An 18,789-nucleotide genomic window follows, 5' to 3' on the forward strand; every position below is an offset into this window, starting at 1 on the left:
AGACCACCACACACACAAACAGACCCACCATGACCACAACGGCCCCTTTGTTTGGCTGGTACGGCGACGACTTTACGGGCGCTACCGACACGCTGGCGGTACTGGCGCAGGCCGGTTTGCGCGCCATGTTGTTCATGGGCGTGCCCAGCCCCGAAGCCCTGGCCGCTGCAGGCCCGCTGGATGCCGTTGGCATTGCAGGCGCAGCCCGAGCGATGGCGCCCGATGCCATGCGCACAGAGTTGTCAGGCGTGGGCCGTTTCTTTGAAAAAGTGGCGCCACCAGTGCTGCACTACAAGGTGTGCTCCACCTTCGACAGCGCGCCGCATGTCGGCAACATCGCCTGCGCCATCCAGGCGCTGCACCCCTCGGTGAGTAACCGATGGGTACCCATCATTGGCGGGCAACCGAGCCTGGGGCGTTACTGCGCCTTCAGCAACTTGTTCGCAGCCGCAGGCACAGGCGGGCTCGTGCACCGCATCGACCGCCACCCCACCATGCGCCAGCACCCGGTCACGCCGATGGGCGAGGCCGACCTGCGGCTGCACCTGGCGCATCAGGGGCTTGAGAACATCACCGCCCTGCACTACCCGCAATACGACACCGACGCCGACGCGCTGGACGACGCACTGCGCGCGTTGCTGAGCGCCGATGCAGCCTTGATCCCAACCCTGCTGGACCTGACCACATCCTCCCAATTGGCCGTCGTCGGACGTTTGCTGTGGGACCAAGCCCAACACGCCCGCTTGCTGGCCGTGGGCTCCAGCGCGGTGGCCCAGGCGCTGGTCGCCCACTGGGGCAAGCCGACTTCCAAGGCCGCTGCACCGCTGGCGCCCGCCGACGGTCCGGTGTTTGCCTGGGCAGGCAGCTTGTCGCCCCTGACCGCGGCGCAGGTGCAGGCCGCTACCGCATACCACCGCATTGCCGTGGACGCCCAGCGGCTGTGCAGCGACACGGCCTACGCTCAGGATCTGCGAGACGCCATCTGCGAGGGGCTGCAGAGCCTGCAGAACGTACTGGCCTTCACCGGCCCCACGGACGGCGCGCCGCTGGCCGCTGCGGCCTCGTCCACCGACATCGCCCAGGCCAGCGCCCATCTGATCGCCCGCGTGGTGCAAGCCCGCGCAGAACGCGGTGCGCCACTGCGCCGCATCGGCATCGCTGGCGGTGACACGTCAAGCCACGCAGTCCAGGCGCTGCAGTTGTGGGGGCTGTCGTACAAGACCACAGTCTGCGCGGGCGTCACGCTGAGCAGCGCGCACAGCGCAGACCCGTCACGCCACGGGCTGGAGTTGATGCTGAAGGGCGGGCAGATGGGCGGAACGGATTTGTTCCAAAAGCTGCTCGGCACCGCCTGACAGAGGCATCCAGTCCATTTCAAGCGACAAAAAAGCCCGCACAGGGCGGGCTGGCCCTGCATCAAGGCAATGGGCAACGGGCAACGGGCAATTGGGGAGAGGCATTGCGGCAGGTGCACCCGCCGCAACCCCGTCACACGCATGGAACCGGCGTGCCGGAGTTCACGCACAGCGCCAGGTTCAGCGCCTTGACGGCGGTTTTGTAGTCCTCACGCTCGATCACAAACTGCATGTTCACCTGCCGCAACGTTTGGGACACGCAGTTCACATTGACCCGCGCATCGGCCAGCGCCTGCGCCGCCTTGGCCAGCACACCGGGAATGCCGATGTTGGAGCCAATGGTGCAAACGATGGCGCTGGGCTTGATCGTCACGATCTGGTAGCCCTCCTGCAACTCGGCCACGAACTCGGGTGTGACCTGGTTGTCCCACACCAGGTGGGCAATGGAGTTGGCGTTGGTGGCCTTCAGGATGTAGCTCACACCGTGCTTGCAAAACACGTTCATCAGGCCCGCATCAAAGCCCACGGTGCCCACCATGCTGGGGTCGTGGATCTCAATCAGCGTGACCTTGTCGGTGCCGGTAACGATCTCGACGCGAGCGCGCTCGCCCACGAAGTCTTTGGTGATCAGCGTGCCGGGGTGGTCGGGCTCGAAGGTGTTCTTCAGGCGGATGGGGATGCCCGCCAGTTCCATGGGCTTGGCGGCTTTGGGGTGGATGGCTTCCATGCCCACGTCGGCCAGCTGGTCGGCCACGTCGTAGTTGGTGGCGCCCACCACGATGGCGTTTTCCAGGCCCACCAGGTTGGGGTCGGCGGAAGACAGGTGGAATTCCTTGTGGATCACGGCCTCGGCGGGCCGCACTTCCACCGCGATCTTGCTGAAGGTGACCTCGGAGTAGCCCCGGTCGAACTCGCGCATGATGCCTTCGGTGCCCTTGGTGTAGCCGGTGGCCACCACCACCTTGTCGCTCAGGTCCAGGCCCTTGAAGCTGTGGGCAATGCGCTCGTCAATCGTCCATGCCTCGTTGTCGTCAAAACCGGCCAGGTCCATCAGGATGGCGTTGACGCCATTGGCCTTGAGAATTTCGACGGAGTTGAAGGCGCTGTGCGATTCGCCAATCGAGGCCAGCACTTCGCGCGCGGCCAGCAATACGTCCTTGCGGCTCAGATAGCCGCTGGCCAGCACGTGCTGCATGGCATTCAGGTATTCATGCGCCTGTCCAATGCGCTGGTCGATGAAAGCGTCTGCCACGGGCAGCGGCAGGCCAATGTCGGCATAGCCCGCGTTGAGCTTCTTCAGGCTGACGGCCAAATCCGTCAGGGCGTCCTGGTAGCCCTGGCCCTCTGCAAACAGCGCGTAAATCCCGCGCTCGCCCGTTTTCTTGTGCTCCAGCAACTGGTTCGTCACGCCAGAGTAGGCAGACACCACATAGATACGGCCGTAAATGCGATTGGGATCGTGCAGCACGATGTGGCGCAGCACATCGCCAAAGGCGGTCATGGATGTGCCGCCGATTTTCTCGACAGAGATCTTGGAGTTTTGAACGTCTTGCATGGACAGGCTCAGGGGAGCAAAAAAGTTGGAAAGCCGGACGGGTGTTCTGCCAAGGGACTCAGCGGCAGCAAACCCTCTATTTTCCACGACTTTTGGCGGGGTGCTTGGACGCATACCTCGTGAATGGGGGCGCACTCCGTTGCGAGCTGGCGCGGCGTCTGTGCAGATGGGATGGGCTGGCGTGGTGTGCACAGGACCATGCATCCAGACCCGCATCAAGATCCAGCAGCGGTTTTGACCGCAGCGGCTGCCTCTTCAGCCCCCAGGCCCCACTGCTCCCAGTCCTCGCCAAACAGCTCCGCAGGATGCTGGGTGCGGTCCGATCCGTTGCCACAGCGCATGTCTTTGGCGGGGCAGTACAGGTCACAACCCCAGCACACCCGCTCGGGGTGGGCGGGGGCCTTGGGGAACTTCTTGACCGCCATGGCTTGTCTTCAGACTTTGGGTACCGGGCTCCCGCCAAACCTGCGCTGTACCGGCGCCTTACTTGCGTGCGGGCGGCACGTCTGTGCAACTGCCGTGCGCAATCTCCGCCGCCATGCCGATGCTTTCGCCCAGCGTGGGGTGCGGGTGTATGGTCTTGCCGATGTCCACCGCATCCGCGCCCATCTCGATGGCAAGCGCGATCTCGCCGATCATGTCGCCTGCATGGGTGCCGACCATGCCGCCGCCCAGGATCTTGCCGTGGCCATGGGCTTCGGGCGAATCGTCGAACAGCAGCTTGGTCACGCCCTCGTCGCGGCCGTTGGCAATCGCGCGGCCGGAGGCCGTCCAGGGGAACAGGCCCTTCTTGACCTTGATGCCTTGCGCCTTGGCCTGGTCTTCGGTCAGGCCCACCCATGCCACCTCGGGGTCTGTGTAGGCCACGGATGGGATCACGCGGGCGTTGAAGGCGGCCGCTGCCAGCTCTTTGTTGCCCTGCAGTTCACCGGCGATCACTTCGGCCGCCACGTGCGCTTCATGCACCGCCTTGTGCGCCAGCATGGGCTGGCCCACGATGTCGCCGATGGCGAAGATGTGGGGCACGTTGGTGCGCATCTGGATGTCGACGTTGATGAAGCCACGGTCGGTGACGGTCACGCCGGCCTTGTCGGCGGCGATCTTCTTGCCGTTGGGCGTGCGGCCCACAGCCTGCAGCACCAGGTCATACACCTGCGGCGCGGGGGCGGTGCCGCCCTCTTCCGCAGGTGCAAACGTCACTTCAATGCCCTCGGGTGTGGCTTTGGCGCCCACCGTCTTGGTCTTGAGCATGATGTTGTCAAACCGCTTGGCGTTCATCTTCTGCCAGATCTTGACCAGGTCGCGGTCGGCGCCCTGCATCAGGCCGTCCATCATTTCGACCACATCCAGGCGCGCGCCCAGCGTGCTGTACACAGTGCCCATTTCCAGGCCGATGATGCCGCCGCCCAGGATGAGCATGCGCTTGGGGACTTCTTTCAGTGCCAGGGCACCGGTGCTGTCCACCACGCGCGGGTCTTCGGGCATGAAGGGGAGGCGCACGGCTTGCGAGCCCGCCGCAATGATGGCGTTCTTGAAGGCGATGACCTTCTTGACGCCGGTCTTGTCTTGCGACGTACCGGTGGTCTCTTCCACTTCGAGGTGGTTGGCCCCCACAAAGGCACCATAACCGCGCACGGTCGTGACCTTGCGCATCTTGGCCATGGCGGCCAGGCCGCCGGTGAGCTTGCCGATGACTTTTTCTTTGTGGCCGCGCAGCTTGTCGATATTGAGCGCCGGGGCGCCGTAGTCCACGCCCAGGTCGGCCATGTGGCTGACTTCGTCCATGACGGCTGCGACGTGCAGCAGCGCCTTGGAGGGGATGCAGCCCACGTTCAGGCACACGCCACCCAGGGTGGCATAGCGCTCGACGATGACGACCTTGAGGCCCAGGTCGGCCGCACGGAAGGCTGCGCTGTAGCCGCCGGGGCCACCGCCGAGCACGAGCACATCGCACTCCAGATCGGCCGTGCCTGCAAAGCTTGATGCTACTGAATCAATAGCTGGAGGCGCTTTATTTACTTGCGCTACCACCTGTTTTTGCTCAGGAACCGCTGATGCCGGGGCCGCAGCAGGCGCGGTGGCAGCTGCGCCTTCGACCTCCAGGGTCAGCACCACCGAGCCCTCGGCGACCTTGTCACCGAGTTGGACCTTGAGTTCCTTGACCACGCCAGCGTGGCTGGAGGGGATCTCCATGGAGGCCTTGTCGGACTCCACGGTGATCAGGCTCTGCTCGGCCTTGATGGTGTCGCCGGGTTTGACCAGCAGTTCGATGATGGCCACTTCGGCGACGTCGCCGATGTCGGGCACCTTGATGTCAATGATTGCCATGGGTATTGCCCTCGCGTTACATCACGATGCGGCGGAAATCCGCCAGCAGCGAGGCAAAGTACACGTTGAAGCGTGCGGCGGACGCACCGTCGATCACGCGGTGGTCCCAGCTGAGCGACAGCGGCAGCATCAGGCGAGGAGCGAACTGCTTGCCGTCCCACTTGGGCTCCAGGCTGCTCTTGCACACACCCATGATGGCGACTTCAGGCGCATTGATGATGGGCGTGAAGTAACGACCACCAATGCCGCCCAGCGAGCTGATGGAGAAGCAGCCGCCGGTCATGTCGGCCGGGCCGAGCTTGCCGTCGCGCGCCTTCTTGGCCAGGTCGCCCATCTCTTGCGAGATCTGCACGATGCCCTTCTTGTCGGCGTCACGAATGACGGGCACGACGAGGCCGTTGGGCGTGTCGGCCGCAAAGCCGATGTGGAAGTAGTTCTTCAGCACCAGCTGGTCGCCGTCGAGCGAGCTGTTGAACTCGGGGAACTTCTTGAGCGCGGCCACGGCGGCCTTGATCATGAAGGCGAGCATGGTGACCTTGACGCCACTCTTCTCGTTCTCTTTGTTGAACTGCACGCGGAAGGCTTCGAGGTCGGTGATGTCCGCGTCGTCGTGGTTGGTGACGTGCGGGATGACGACCCAGTTGCGGTGCAGGTTGGCACCGCTGATCTTCTTGATGCGGGAGAGGTCCTTGCGCTCCACGGGGCCGAACTTGGTGAAATCGACCTTGGGCCAGGGTAGCAAGTCCAGGCCCACGCCAGAACCGCCCGTCGCGGCAGGCGCCTTGGCGGCCTGGGCTTTGGTTTGTGTGGCACCGCTCATCACCTGCTTGGTAAAGGCGGCTACGTCGTCCTGCGTGATACGGCCCTTGGGGCCATTGCCCTTGACTTCGTCGATGGGCACACCCAGTTCGCGGGCGAACTTGCGCACCGATGGGCTGGCGTGTGGCAGGCCGAGAGGGGACGCACCAGGCTGGTGGGCTGGCGCAGATGCTGTAGCCGCAACGGGTGCCACTGCAGCGGCAACCGCTGCTGGTGCCGATACCGCAGCGGGCGCAGGGGCAGCAACGACGGGGGCAGCCATGCCTACCACGCCTTCGAGCAGGGCAATGAGGTCGCCAATGTTGACGGTGTCGCCAATCTTGACTTTGAGTTCCTTGAGCACACCAGCGGCGGGCGAAGGGATCTCCATGGAGGCCTTGTCGGATTCGACGGTGAACAGCGACTGCTCAACCTTGATGGTGTCGCCGACCTTGACCAGCATTTCGATGACGGCCACGTCCTTGAAGTCACCAATGTCAGGCACGCGCACTTCGACAGGGCCTGCAGCAGCAGGGGCTGTAGCGGGTGCCACGGCTGCTGCTGCAGGTGCGGCGACAGCCACGGGAGCAGGAGCGGGTGTTGGGGCCGCGGCAGGTGCCGATGGGGTGGCCGCGTCAGCAGATTCCACCACGGCAATCACCGAGCCCTGCTTGACCTTGTCGCCCAGCGCGATCTTGATTTCCTTGACCACGCCTGCGTGACTGGACGGGATTTCCATCGATGCTTTGTCCGATTCGACGGTGATGAGCGACTGCTCGGCCTTCACGGTGTCGCCCACCTTGACCAGCAATTCGATCACGCCCACTTCGTCGAAGTCCCCGATGTCCGGGACTTGAATGTTGACCAATGCCATTGTTGTCTCCGTTCGGTTTACGCGTAGAGCGGGTTGACCTTATCGGCCTGGATGTTGTACTTGGCAATCGCCTCGGCCACCTTGGCGGCGGGCAGCACGCCGTCTTCGCTCAGCGCCTTGAGGGCGGCCACGACGATGTAATGGCGATCCACTTCGAAGTGCTCGCGCAGCTTGCTGCGGAAGTCGCTGCGGCCAAAACCGTCGGTGCCCAGCACCTTGTAGGTACGGCCCTTGGGCACAAAGGGGCGGATCTGCTCGGCATAGGCCTTCATGTAGTCGGTGGATGCCACCACAGGGCCGGTGCTGCTGCCCAGTTGCTGCGCCACGAAGGGCACACGCGGTGTTTCCAGCGGGTGCAGCAGGTTCCAACGGTCAGCGTCCTGGCCTTCGCGGGTGAGTTCGTTGAAGCTGGGGCAGCTCCACACGTCGGCTTGCACGCCCCAGTCGGCCGCCAGCAGGGTCTGCGCAGCCAGCGACTCACGCAGGATGGTGCCCGAGCCCAGCAGTTGCACGCGCTTGTCGCCCTCAGCACCGGGCTTGCACAGGTACATGCCCTTGATGATCTGCTCTTCGGTGCCCGCCGTGAGGCCGGGCATGGGGTAGTTTTCGTTGAGCAGCGTGATGTAGTAGAAGACGTTCTCCTGCAACTCGACCATGCGCTTGAGGCCCCTGTGCATGATCACAGCCACTTCATGCGCAAACGTCGGGTCGTAGCTGACGCAGTTGGGGATGGTGTTGGCCAGAATGTGGCTGTGGCCATCTTCGTGCTGCAGGCCTTCGCCGTTGAGCGTGGTACGGCCCGAAGTGCCGCCGAGCAAAAAGCCACGTGCCTGCATGTCGCCCGCCGCCCAGGCGAGGTCGCCAATGCGCTGGAAGCCGAACATGGAGTAGTACACGTAGAACGGGATCATGATCCGGTTGTTCGTGCTGTAGCTGGTGGCCGCCGCAATCCAGCTGGCCATGCCGCCGGCTTCGTTGATGCCTTCTTGCAGGATCTGGCCAGCCTTGTCTTCGCGGTAGTACATCACCTGGTCGCGGTCCACCGGGGTGTACAGCTGGCCCTTGGGGTTGTAGATACCAATCTGGCGGAACAGGCCTTCCATGCCGAAGGTACGGGCTTCATCCACCAGGATGGGCACCACGCGTGGGCCCAGTGCCTGGTCACGCAGCAACTGTGTGAGAAAGCGCACATACGCCTGGGTGGTCGAGATTTCACGGCCTTCGGCTGTGGGCTCCAGCACCGCCTTGAAGGTGTCGATCGACGGGACCGTAAAGCTCTCTTCCGCCTTGGGCAAGCGCTTGGGCAGATAGCCGCCCAAGGCTTTGCGGCGCTCTTGCAGGTAGCGCATTTCCGGCGTGTCGTCAGCGGGCTTGTAGTAAGGGATGTTGGCCAGCTCGCTGTCGGGGATCGGGATGTTGAAGCGATCGCGGATGTACTTGATGTCTTCGTCCGACAGCTTCTTGGTCTGGTGCACGGTGTTCTTGCCTTCACCGGCCTTGCCCATGCCATAGCCCTTGACGGTCTTGACCAACAGCACGGTGGGCTGGTTCTTGTGCGCGTTGGCAGCGTGGAAAGCGGCGTAGACCTTGGCGGGCTCATGGCCGCCGCGGCGCAGCTCGAACACTTCCTCGTCGGTCATGTGCTCGACGAGCTTGAGCGTCTCGGGGTATTTGCCAAAGAAGTTCTTGCGCACAAAGGCGCCGTCGTTGGCCTTCATGGCCTGGTAGTCGCCGTCCAGCGTCTCCATCATCAGTGCTTTTAGCTTGCCCGTCTTGTCGCGGGCCAGCAGGGCGTCCCAGCCAGCGCCCCAAAGCAGTTTGATGACGTTCCAGCCGCTGCCACGGAACTCGCCTTCCAGTTCCTGCACGATCTTGCCATTGCCACGCACCGGGCCGTCAAGACGCTGCAGGTTGCAATTGACCACGAACACCAGGTTGTCGAGGTTCTCGCGCGCAGCCAGGCCGATGGCACCCAGCGATTCGGGCTCGTCCATCTCGCCGTCGCCGCAGAACACCCAGACCTTGCGGTTTTCGGTGTTGGCAATGCCACGGGCATGCAGGTATTTGAGGAAGCGCGCCTGGTAGATGGCCATCAGCGGGCCCAGGCCCATCGACACGGTGGGGAACTGCCAAAACTCGGGCATCAGCTTGGGGTGCGGGTAGCTGGACAGGCCCTTGCCGTCGACTTCCTGGCGGAAGCTGTCGAGCTGCGCCTCGGTCAGGCGACCTTCCAGGTAGGCGCGGGCGTAGATGCCGGGCGCGCTGTGGCCCTGGATGTACAGCAGGTCGCCGCCATGGTCTTCACTGGCGGCATGCCAGAAATGGTTGAAGCCCGCACCAAACATGCTGGCCACCGAGGCAAAAGAGCCAATGTGGCCGCCCAGGTCACCGCCGTCGGCGGGGTCCAGGCGGTTGGCACGCACCACCATGGCCATCGCATTCCAGCGCATGTAGGCGCGCAGGCGCTTTTCCAGCGCGATATTGCCGGGGCAATGGGCTTCCTTGTCGGCCTCGATGGTGTTCACGTAGCCCGTGTTGGCCGAGAACGGCATGTCGATGCTGCTCTGGCGGGCATGCTCAAGGAGCTGTTCCAGCAGGTAGTGGGCCCGCTCAGGGCCCTCCTTGTCGATGACGGCGGACAGCGCGTCCATCCATTCACGGGTTTCTTGCTGGTCGGTATCGGAACCGATGCCGAAACCGGCCTGTGGGTCGGGCTGAGCTGACATGCTTTGTCTCCTGTAGGTGTGGCAGCAATTTAGTACGTTGGCTCTAGTTTCGCATATTTTTCTTCAATTTCAAATGGTGCCCATGCATTTCACATTGCAAGAATTTGCTGCAAACGCACATATCCGGAATGGCGCCATGCCGGGCACGGCTCCCCTACACTTGGAGGATGGATTCGATGCCCCCTGCCCCCACCCCTGCAGCAGTGACCGTGGCTGCGCCAATACGCTGGTGGCGCATGTGGTGGCGCGGTTTGTCACCCACCCGCCAGGACCGTTTTGCCGCACTGGCCCCCCTGGCTGCAGTGCTGATGTTTCTGGCGGCCATCGTGGCCGCGTTCTGGTATCTGCGTGCCGAAGAGGCCGAGCGCGAACAAGAAGCCTTGCGGCGCGATGTGGAATACGCCCAGCAGCGCGTGCGCCTGCGCCTGCTGGAGCGGCAGGAGCAGTTGATGCGCATCGCGCGCGACCTGTCCAACCAGGATCTCGGCCGCGCGGAGTTCGTGGGCCGTGCTGAAGCCCTGATCAGCCAATACCCCGAACTGCAGGCCATCACCTGGATCGATGAGCGCCGCCGCATCCGCGCCAGCCAGGCGGCACCGACCCTCGCCAGCGGTGAGTTGCGGATTGGCGGCGAGGTGCTCAAGCCAGGCGACACCGCCGACACCTTTGGCCTGGCGCGGGACCTGCAACAACCGGTCTACGCGCAGCCCGCAGTCACCTCGGGCGATGCCACCCCGCTGCTGCAGTTGCAGGTGCCGCTCAATAACCAGGGCAAGTTCAGCGGCGTGGTGCTGGGCGAATATTCCGTCGACAGTTTGCTGCGTTACGGAACCCCCACCGAAGTGCTCGCACGTTATGCCGTCACGCTGCTGGACAGCAAGAGCCAGGTGTTGGCGGGCACGCCCCTAGGGCCGCGCAACAAGGCGACCCAGTTGCTGCCGTGGACCCCCAAGGCCAATGAGTACGAGGTGCCTGTTTCGCCCGTGGGCAATGGCCTGGTACTGCGCGCGCAGGCCTACCGCACCTCGCTGGGGGTGGTGGGCAGCGGCCTGTTCTGGCTGGTAGGCACCTTGAGCGCCATGACCGCCTGGATGCTGATCGCCACCTGGCGTCACACCCGGCGCCGTATGCGGGCCCAGGAGGCCTTGGTGGCTGAAACCAATTTCCGCCGGGCGATGGAAAACTCCATCCTCACGGGCATGCGGGCTCTGGATCTGGAGGGTCGCATCAGTTATGTGAATGCCGCCTTCTGCCAGATGACGGGCTGGAGCGCCGAAGAGTTGGTGGGCCTGAAGGCGCCCTTCCCCTACTGGCCCGAGGCCGACCACGAGACGCTTCAGGCCAAGTTGCGCGATGAACTGCGCGGCCACACCATGGCGGGCGGCTTTCAGGTGCGCGTCAAACGCAAGAGCGGCACGCTGTTCGATGCGCGGCTGTACGTGTCTCCATTGATCGACGCGCATGGCCAGCAGACCGGCTGGATGACGTCGATGACCGACATCACCGAGCCCAACCGCATCCGCGAGCAGCTATCGGCCTCGCACGAGCGCTTCACCATCGTGCTGGAGTCGCTGGACGCGTCGGTCTCAGTGGCGCCCCTGGGCAGCGAAGAGCTGCTGTTTGCCAACAAGCTCTACCGACAGTGGTTTGGATCACAGACCAGTGGGCACTTGCAGTTGGTGGCACAGGCCGGCGTGGTGCCCATTGCGGGCAAGGAGCAAAGCGGCATGGACGACGAGGACGGACTCATGGGCCTGCCCACTGACACCCTCACCAGCGCCCGCACCGAGAATGCCGAAATCTACCTGCCCGACCTGGGCAAATGGCTGGAAGTGCGCTCGCGCTATCTGAACTGGGTGGACGGGCGTCTGGCGCAGATGGTGATCGCCACCGACATCACGCCCCGCCGCCTGGCCGAAGAACAGGCCGAGCGGCAGGCCGAGCGCGCCCAGTCGGTCAGCCGCCTTATCACCATGGGGGAGATGGCATCGAGCGTGGCGCACGAACTGAACCAGCCACTCACCGCCATCAACAACTACTGCAGCGGCATGGTTTCGCGCATCCAGAGCGGTCAGCTCACCGAAGAGGCCCTGCTGACCGCGCTGCAAAAAACCGCCCACCAGGCCCAGCGCGCAGGACAGATCATCCAGCGCATCCGCTCCTTCGTGAAAAAGAGCGAACCCAACCGCACGCTGGCCGATGTGCACTCCATGGTGAACGAGGCTGTGGAGCTGGCCGACATCGAACTGCGCCGCCACAACGTGCGGCTTACGCACTATGTGGCCGCACGCTTGCCCCCCGTGATGGCCGACACCATCCTGATCGAGCAGGTGCTGGTGAACCTCATGAAAAACGGCGCCGAAGCCATTCAGCACGCCGACCGCCCGGCTCCCAACCGCAGCGTGGAACTGCGCGTGGTGCCCAAACAGATCGAAGAACGTCAGGTGGTGGAGTTTTCGGTGCAGGACACCGGCAAGGGACTCGCACCCGAGGTGCTGGAGCGCCTGTTCGAAGCCTTCTTCTCGACCAAGGCCGAAGGCATGGGCATGGGGCTGAACCTGTGCCGCAGCATCGTCGAGTCGCACCAGGGCCGGATGCAGGCGGAGAACCTCTACAATGGATCAGAGGTCACAGGCTGCAGGTTCTCCTTCTGGCTGCCGCTTGCCAAGCCTGCTGATGCCACTACAAATTCTGTAGCAAACGTACAAAACCCAAGGACTGTTGCATGAGCTTGATTCCGAAAAAAGGCACTGTTTACGTTGTAGACGACGACGAAGCAGTTCGCGACTCCCTTCAGTGGCTGCTGGAAGGCAAGGACTACCGGGTGCGCTGCTTTGATTCGGCCGAAACCTTTCTTTCGCGTTACGACCCCCGCGAAGTTGCCTGCCTGATTGTGGACATCCGCATGGGCGGCATGACCGGCCTGGAACTGCAGGACCGCCTGATCGAGCGCAAATCACCATTGCCCATCGTGTTCATCACCGGCCACGGCGATGTGCCCATGGCCGTGAACACCATGAAAAAGGGCGCACTGGACTTCATCCAGAAGCCGTTCGACGAAGAAGAACTGGTGGGTCTGGTCGAACGCATGCTGGACCACGCCCGCGAAAGCTTCGCGGGCTACCAACAGGCCGCCAGCCGCGATGCCCTGCTGTCCAAGCTCACCAGCCGTGAAGCCCAGGTGCTTGAACGCATCGTGGCCGGCCGCTTGAACAAGCAGATTGCCGACGACCTGGGCATCAGCATCAAGACCGTGGAGGCGCACCGCGCCAACATCATGGAAAAACTCAACGCCAACACCGTGGCCGACCTGCTCAAGATTGCCCTCGGCCAGAACGCGCCCAAGGTCTAAGGCCTTGATCACTTTTTGATAGCTGCTTGCGCATATACAACAAGCGCTCGCAGCATTTTTGACCAGTATTTTTGATATGACTGCACAGCTCATCGACGGCAATGCCCTCTCCCGCCAACTGCGCGCTGACGTGGCGCAGCGCGCCGCCGTATTGAAAACCCGTGGCGTCACGCCCGGGCTGGCTGTCGTCCTGGTGGGCGACAACCCGGCCAGCCAGGTCTATGTGCGCAACAAGGTCAAGGCCTGCGAGGATGGCGGCCTGCACTCAGTGCTCGAAAAGTACGACGCCGACATGACCGAGTCAGCGCTGCTGGCGCGTGTCGAAGCGCTCAACAACGATCCGGCCATCCATGGCATTCTGGTGCAATTGCCGTTGCCCAAGCACATCGATGCGCAAAAGGTGATCGAGGCCATCTCGCCCGCCAAGGATGTGGACGGATTCCACATCGCCAGTGCTGGCGCCCTGATGACGGGGATGCCAGGCTTCTGGCCCTGCACACCTTACGGCTGCATGAAGATGCTCGAATCCATCGGCTATGACCTCAAGGGCAAACACGCTGTGGTCATTGGCCGCAGCAACATCGTCGGCAAGCCCATGGCACTCATGCTGCTGGGCCAGAACGCCACCGTCACCATCTGCCACAGCGCGACCCAGGACCTGAAGGCCCAAACGCTTCAGGCCGACGTGATCGTGGCCGCTGTGGGCAAACGCAATGTACTGACCGCCGACATGGTCAAGCCTGGCGCGGTGGTGATTGATGTGGGCATGAACCGCAACGACGAAGGCAAGCTCTGCGGCGATGTGGATTTTGAGGGCGTCAAGGAAGTCGCCGGTTGGATCACCCCCGTTCCTGGCGGGGTTGGGCCCATGACCATTACCATGCTGCTCGTAAACACCATCGAAGCCGCCGAGCGCACCGCAGCGCACTGAATGAATGCGCCTGGGGGAGACACCGGCCGCTTTGCAACTTGAACCTGCGCCACCTGGCGCCATCTGATTTCGCATGAGCAACGCCCTTCTCGACTTCTCCGACCTCCCTCCTTTTGACCGCATTGCGCCTGAGGATGTTGCGCCTGCGATGGATGTGCTTCTGGAGCATTCCAATCAGGCGCTGGAGACCGTCACGGCCCCGGATTTCCCCGCCCGCTGGGATGCAATTGCCAAGGTGTTGGATGTGGCGACAGAGCAGCTGGGGCGCGCCTGGGGAGCGGTCAGTCACCTCAACAGCGTGGCAGACACCCCGGAACTGCGCGCCGCGTACAACGCCGCCTTGCCGCGAGTCACCGAATTCTGGACCCGCCTGGGCGCCGATGAGCGTCTGTATGCCAAGTACAAAGCCATCGACCCCGCCACGCTCACACCCGAGCAGCGTCAGGCCCACCTGAACGCAGTGCGCAACTTCGTGCTCAGTGGTGCCGAGTTGGTTGGAGCCGCGAAGGAACGGTTCGCGCAAATCCAGGAGCGCCAGGCCGAGTTGAGCCAGAAATTCAGCGAAAACGCACTGGATGCCACCGACGCCTACGCCTACTTCGCGTCTGCCGATGAACTGGAAGGCATCCCCTCCGATGTGCAGCAAGCAGCATGGGCTGCAGCGCAGGCCGAAGGCAAGGCGGGTTACAAGCTCACGCTGAAGATGCCGTGCTATCTGCCGGTGATGCAATTTGCCGCGCGCAGCGACCTGCGGGCCAAGCTCTACCGCGCCTATGTCACCCGCGCCTCTGACCAGGCCGAAGGCGATGCCCACAAGTTCGACAACACCGCACTCATCAGCGAGATCCTCGCACTGCGCCGCGAAGAGGCCCAGTTGCTGGGTTATGCCAACTTTGGCGAAGTGTCCGTGGTGCCCAAGATGGCGCAGTCGCCCGCGGAGGTTGTCCGATTCCTGCGAGACCTGGGCCGCCGCGCACGTCCGTACGCGGAAAAAGACGTTGCCGACCTGCGCACCTTTGCCGCCGAACACCTGGGCTTGAGTGATCCGCAGGCCTGGGACTGGCCCTACATTTCAGAGAAGCTCAAGGAAGCCCGCTACGCGTTCAGCGAGCAGGAACTCAAGGAATACTTCACCGCGCCCAAGGTGCTGGCGGGGCTGTTCAAGATCATCGAGACGCTGTTTGAAGTCTCCATCCGTCGCGACTCGGCCTCCGTATGGCACCCCGCAGTGGAGTTCTACCGCATCGAGCGCAATGGAAGCTTGGTGGGCCAGTTCTACCTCGACCAACCCGCCCGCACCGGCAAGCGGGGCGGCGCCTGGATGGACGATGTGCGCACCCGCTGGCAGCGCCCCGACACTGGCGTGCTGCAAACTCCGGTGGCACATCTTGTCTGTAATTTTGCAGAGGGTGTTGATGGCAAGCCACCCCTGCTGACCCACGACGATGTGATCACGCTGTTCCATGAGTTTGGCCATGGCCTGCACCACATGCTGACGCAGGTGAACGAACGCGATGTCTCTGGCATTGGCGGCGTGGAATGGGATGCGGTGGAGCTTCCCAGCCAATTCATGGAAAATTTCTGCTGGGAATGGGATGTGCTGAGTCACATGACAGCCCATGTGGACACGGGTGCAGCACTGCCTCGCGAGCTGTTCGACAAAATGATCGCTGCCAAGAACTTTCAGAGCGGCATGCAAACCTTGCGCCAGATCGAGTTCGCGCTGTTCGACATGTTGCTGCACACCGAGCACGACCCCGCCCAGGATTTCATGCCGCTGCTCCAGCAGGTGCGCAGCGAGGTCTCAGTCCTTGCCCCACCCGCCTTCAGCCGCACTGCCCACACGTTCAGCCACATCTTTGCTGGCGGCTATGCGGCAGGCTACTACAGCTACAAGTGGGCCGAGGTGCTCAGCGCCGATGCCTATGCAGCCTTTGAGGAAACCGCTGGCAGTGATGGCTTGCCGAGCACAGAGACCGGCAGGCGCTATCGCGAAGCCATCCTGGAGGCCGGTGGTAGCCGCCCTGCGATGGATTCGTTCAAGGCATTCCGTGGCCGTGAGCCCAGCCTGGATGCCTTGTTACGCCACCAGGGCATGAACGAAGAGTTGAGCGCCTGAGCGCTGCACGTGACCCCCTGAACGCACGCTGCATCCGCCGATCACCTATTGGAATGAGGAGAATGACCATGCAAAAAACCATGTTGGCCCCCCTGTTGGCTTCTTTGCTGCTGGTTGTGGCTGGCGCTCAAGCGCAAGGCGTATACCGCATCGTAGGACCCGACGGCAAAGTGACGTTCTCCGACCGGCCGCCCGCAGATGACAAGGCACCGCCACCATCTACCCGAGCTAATGGTGCGGCGCCCACAGCCGCCAGTGGTGCCGCGTTGCCCTACGAGCTGCGACAAATCGCCAGCCGCTTTCCCGTGACGATCTATACGGGCAACGATTGCGCTCCGTGTGGCAGTCTCCGGATCATGTTGTCATCGCGCGGTGTGCCTTTTACTGAGCGCACCATTGCGACCAATGAGGATATTTCAGCGCTGCAACGCCTCAGCGGAAGCACCAGTTTGCCTTTTGGCACGATTGGTGGGCAGCAATTAACAGGTTACTCGGATGGGGAATGGGCTCAGTACCTGGATGCGGCAGGCTACCCCAAACAATCTCAGCTGCCGGGCAACTACCGCCAGCCCGCGCCCACCCCGTTGGTGGCAGTGAAGCCCGTGGAGGCGGCTCCCGCCGCCGAGTCACGGGCAACTCCCCCGGCACGCCCCGCACCTGCAGCGCCCGTCAATGAAGGGCCTACTCCCAGCAATCCTGCGGGCATCCGTTTCTGACATTGGAGCCATCACGTCCACGGCGCAACGCCGGGCCGTGATATCGCTCTAAAAAACAAGAGGCCCTCATGGGCCCCTTATTTTTGACTGGCGGTCCGCTCCCCACCGCCTTGTGCTGGGGACTCACTGACTCATTGGCCAGCCATTGATTCGTCAGTAGGTCAGGGTCTTTACCCCTTGGGCCGTTCCCAGCAGACACACGGAAGCCTTCTGGTGGGCAAACACGCCCACGGTCACCACACCGGGCCATTGGTTGATTTGCGACTCAAACGCCAGCGGATCTGTGATCGACAGTCCCCTGACATCCAGAATGTGTTGTCCGTTGTCCGTGACCAGCGGCAGACCATCCTTGAGCCGCAAGTTCGCCTGCCCGCCCATGGCCGAAAAACGGCGGGCGACGTGATTGGCTGCCATGGGAATCACTTCCACAGGCAAAGGAAATTGACCCAGGGCTTGTACCAGCTTGGACTCATCGGCGATGCAAACGAACCTGTCAGCCAACGCCGCCACAATCTTCTCGCGCGTCAGGGCTGCGCCGCCGCCCTTGACCATATGGCCCTGGCCGTCGATTTCATCGGCGCCGTCAATATAGACGGACAAAGACTGCACTGCGTTGGCATCGAACACGACAATGCCCAGCGCCTTCAGGCGCTCGGTGCTCGCCACCGAGCTGGAAACAGCGCCCTTGATCATGTCCTTCATGCCCGCCAGGGCGTCGATGAACTTGTTGACGGTGGAGCCTGTGCCCACCCCCACAATCTCGCCAGGCACCACGTATTGCAATGCGGCTTGGCCTACCAGGGTCTTGAGTTCGTCTTGGGTCAGGGAAGGAATGGTCGTCATGGGAGAAAATCAGGGGTAATCCTTGAATTATCCCCCCATGTCCCTGATCCCCTACGCACTCACACGCCCCTTTCTCTTCAGCATGGACGCCGAAGTCGCCCACGAACTCACCATGGACATGCTGGCGCGTGGACAACGCACGCCACTGCAATGGGCCTGGTGCAATGAAACCGTGGACGACCCGGTGCAGTTGGCGGGCCTGACGTTTCCTAACCGCGTCGGCATGGCTGCGGGCCTGGACAAGAATGCACGCTGCATTGATGCACTGGGGGCCATGGGTTTCGGTTTTGTGGAGGTCGGTACGGTCACCCCCAAGGCGCAGCCCGGCAACCCCAAGCCGCGCATGTTCCGCCTGCCCGAGGCCCGTGCCCTGATTAACCGCCTGGGTTTCAACAACGAGGGTTTGGATGCCTTCCTGCACAACGTGCAACAGGCGCGGTTTCGCTCACACAACCGCAAACGCCCCTTGCTGCTGGGTTTGAACATCGGTAAAAACGCCACAACCCCCATCGAAAACGCCACCAGCGACTATCTGACCTGCCTAGAGGGCGTGTATCCCCATGCGGACTACGTCACGGTCAATATCAGCTCTCCCAATACACAAAACCTGCGTGCACTTCAGAGCGACGCCGCTTTAGACGCCTTGCTCGGCGCGATTGCAGGGCGGCGCGAAGCACTGGTTGTGCAACACGGTCGGCGTGTCCCGGTTTTCGTCAAGATTGCGCCCGATCTTGACGAGGGCCAGGTATCGGTCATTGCCGCTACGCTGCAGCGGCACGGCATGGACGGAGTGATTGCTACGAACACAACCATCAGTCGCGCCGCAGTGCAGGGCATGCGCCATGCCGAGGAAACTGGCGGACTCAGTGGGGCACCCGTGCTGGAGGCCAGCAATCAGGTCATTCGGCAACTGCGTGCTGCCCTGGGAAGCCGCTTTCCCATCATCGGCGTGGGCGGCATCCTGAGCGCTGACGATGCCGTGAGCAAGATCCGCGCAGGCGCCGACGTTGTCCAGATCTACACCGGTCTGATCTATGAAGGCCCGGCCTTGGTCGCCAAAGCGGCCAAAGCCATCAAGGCCTTGGCCTGAGTATTGGTCGCTCACCCCCTGTACAAAAAGAAACGGAGCCACTGGCAACAGGGCTCCGTTTCGCTTTTCGGTGAGCGGGCGCCATCAGCACCCATACACCCC

General features: G+C 62.9%; 13 protein-coding genes. 7 read left to right on the forward strand and 6 right to left on the reverse strand.

The window, feature by feature from the left end:
• Nucleotides 1–29 precede the first annotated feature (29 nt).
• Nucleotides 30–1,355 (forward strand): four-carbon acid sugar kinase family protein, encoded by a 1,326-nt coding sequence (locus CLU85_RS12185; protein ID WP_100410490.1) that lies wholly within the window; start codon nucleotides 30–32, stop codon nucleotides 1,353–1,355.
• A 133-nt stretch (nucleotides 1,356–1,488) separates the two neighbouring features.
• On the opposite strand, the gene CLU85_RS12190 is transcribed toward CLU85_RS12185, so the two are convergent.
• The 5 genes from CLU85_RS12190 to aceE form a co-directional block, all read right to left on the reverse strand.
• Nucleotides 1,489–2,910 carry an aspartate kinase gene (locus tag CLU85_RS12190; protein WP_100410491.1) on the reverse strand — a complete coding sequence of 474 codons (1,422 nt, stop codon included), beginning with the start codon at nucleotides 2,908–2,910 and terminating at the stop codon, nucleotides 1,489–1,491.
• A 215-nt stretch (nucleotides 2,911–3,125) separates the two neighbouring features.
• Nucleotides 3,126–3,335 (reverse strand): DUF3079 domain-containing protein, encoded by a 210-nt coding sequence (locus CLU85_RS12195; protein ID WP_100410492.1) that lies wholly within the window; start codon nucleotides 3,333–3,335, stop codon nucleotides 3,126–3,128.
• A gap of 58 nt (nucleotides 3,336–3,393) precedes the next feature.
• The gene (gene lpdA, locus CLU85_RS12200) at nucleotides 3,394–5,238 is read right to left on the reverse strand and encodes a dihydrolipoyl dehydrogenase (protein WP_100410493.1); all 1,845 of its coding nucleotides are present in this window, start codon (nucleotides 5,236–5,238) and stop codon (nucleotides 3,394–3,396) included.
• Nucleotides 5,239–5,254: 16 nt separating this feature from the next.
• A complete protein-coding gene (gene aceF, locus CLU85_RS12205; RefSeq protein ID WP_100410494.1) occupies nucleotides 5,255–6,910 on the reverse strand; it encodes a dihydrolipoyllysine-residue acetyltransferase in 1,656 nt (551 codons plus the stop codon).
• A gap of 17 nt (nucleotides 6,911–6,927) precedes the next feature.
• Complete coding sequence (aceE, locus tag CLU85_RS12210; protein ID WP_100410495.1) at nucleotides 6,928–9,636, reverse strand: pyruvate dehydrogenase (acetyl-transferring), homodimeric type; 2,709 nt, start codon at nucleotides 9,634–9,636, stop codon at nucleotides 6,928–6,930.
• 167 nt (nucleotides 9,637–9,803) lie between these two features.
• On the opposite strand from aceE, the gene CLU85_RS12215 reads away from it, so the two are divergent.
• The 5 genes from CLU85_RS12215 (at nucleotide 9,804) to CLU85_RS12235 (ending at nucleotide 16,754) form a co-directional block, all read left to right on the forward strand.
• Nucleotides 9,804–12,365, forward strand: coding sequence for a PAS domain S-box protein (locus tag CLU85_RS12215; protein WP_100410496.1), 2,562 nt, complete (start codon nucleotides 9,804–9,806; stop codon nucleotides 12,363–12,365).
• Nucleotides 12,362–12,988 carry a response regulator transcription factor gene (locus CLU85_RS12220; RefSeq protein WP_100410497.1) on the forward strand — a complete coding sequence of 209 codons (627 nt, stop codon included), beginning with the start codon at nucleotides 12,362–12,364 and terminating at the stop codon, nucleotides 12,986–12,988. Before CLU85_RS12215 ends, CLU85_RS12220 begins: the two co-directional genes overlap by 4 nt.
• A 76-nt stretch (nucleotides 12,989–13,064) precedes the next feature.
• Nucleotides 13,065–13,919, forward strand: coding sequence for a bifunctional methylenetetrahydrofolate dehydrogenase/methenyltetrahydrofolate cyclohydrolase FolD (gene folD, locus CLU85_RS12225; protein WP_100410498.1), 855 nt, complete (start codon nucleotides 13,065–13,067; stop codon nucleotides 13,917–13,919).
• 73 nt (nucleotides 13,920–13,992) lie between these two features.
• Nucleotides 13,993–16,038 carry a M3 family metallopeptidase gene (locus CLU85_RS12230; protein WP_100410499.1) on the forward strand — a complete coding sequence of 682 codons (2,046 nt, stop codon included), beginning with the start codon at nucleotides 13,993–13,995 and terminating at the stop codon, nucleotides 16,036–16,038.
• 62 nt (nucleotides 16,039–16,100) lie between these two features.
• Entirely contained in the window at nucleotides 16,101–16,754 is a 654-nt protein-coding gene (locus CLU85_RS12235; RefSeq protein WP_100410500.1) for a glutaredoxin family protein, read from the forward strand.
• A gap of 153 nt (nucleotides 16,755–16,907) precedes the next feature.
• Here CLU85_RS12235 and rpiA read toward each other — a convergent pair whose 3' ends face one another.
• Nucleotides 16,908–17,597: a ribose-5-phosphate isomerase RpiA gene (gene rpiA / locus CLU85_RS12240; protein WP_100410501.1), complete on the reverse strand. Its 690-nt coding sequence runs from the start codon at nucleotides 17,595–17,597 to the stop codon at nucleotides 16,908–16,910.
• A gap of 37 nt (nucleotides 17,598–17,634) precedes the next feature.
• Here rpiA and CLU85_RS12245 point away from each other — a divergent pair, with 37 nt between their 5' ends.
• A complete protein-coding gene (locus CLU85_RS12245; protein WP_100410502.1) occupies nucleotides 17,635–18,687 on the forward strand; it encodes a quinone-dependent dihydroorotate dehydrogenase in 1,053 nt (350 codons plus the stop codon).
• Nucleotides 18,688–18,789: the final 102 nt, after the last annotated feature.

The sequence above is a fragment of the Acidovorax sp. 69 genome (genome assembly GCF_002797445.1).
Lineage (GTDB): Bacteria > Pseudomonadota > Gammaproteobacteria > Burkholderiales > Burkholderiaceae_C > Acidovorax.

Excerpts from the sequence above, each read along its gene's own strand:
- CLU85_RS12235 (WP_100410500.1), top strand. The coding sequence starts at position 16,101 with ATGACCATGCAAAAAACCATGTTGGCCCCCCTGTTGGCTTCTTTGCTG.
- CLU85_RS12245 (WP_100410502.1), top strand. The coding sequence starts at position 17,635 with ATGTCCCTGATCCCCTACGCACTCACACGCCCCTTTCTCTTCAGCATG.
- CLU85_RS12230 (WP_100410499.1), top strand. The coding sequence starts at position 13,993 with ATGAGCAACGCCCTTCTCGACTTCTCCGACCTCCCTCCTTTTGACCGC.
- CLU85_RS12215 (WP_100410496.1), top strand. The coding sequence starts at position 9,804 with ATGGATTCGATGCCCCCTGCCCCCACCCCTGCAGCAGTGACCGTGGCT.
- aceF (WP_100410494.1), bottom strand. The coding sequence starts at position 6,910 with ATGGCATTGGTCAACATTCAAGTCCCGGACATCGGGGACTTCGACGAA.
- CLU85_RS12195 (WP_100410492.1), bottom strand. The coding sequence starts at position 3,335 with ATGGCGGTCAAGAAGTTCCCCAAGGCCCCCGCCCACCCCGAGCGGGTG.
- aceE (WP_100410495.1), bottom strand. The coding sequence starts at position 9,636 with ATGTCAGCTCAGCCCGACCCACAGGCCGGTTTCGGCATCGGTTCCGAT.
- rpiA (WP_100410501.1), bottom strand. The coding sequence starts at position 17,597 with ATGACGACCATTCCTTCCCTGACCCAAGACGAACTCAAGACCCTGGTA.
- CLU85_RS12185 (WP_100410490.1), top strand. The coding sequence starts at position 30 with ATGACCACAACGGCCCCTTTGTTTGGCTGGTACGGCGACGACTTTACG.
- CLU85_RS12220 (WP_100410497.1), top strand. The coding sequence starts at position 12,362 with ATGAGCTTGATTCCGAAAAAAGGCACTGTTTACGTTGTAGACGACGAC.
- lpdA (WP_100410493.1), bottom strand. The coding sequence starts at position 5,238 with ATGGCAATCATTGACATCAAGGTGCCCGACATCGGCGACGTCGCCGAA.
- CLU85_RS12190 (WP_100410491.1), bottom strand. The coding sequence starts at position 2,910 with ATGCAAGACGTTCAAAACTCCAAGATCTCTGTCGAGAAAATCGGCGGC.
- folD (WP_100410498.1), top strand. The coding sequence starts at position 13,065 with ATGACTGCACAGCTCATCGACGGCAATGCCCTCTCCCGCCAACTGCGC.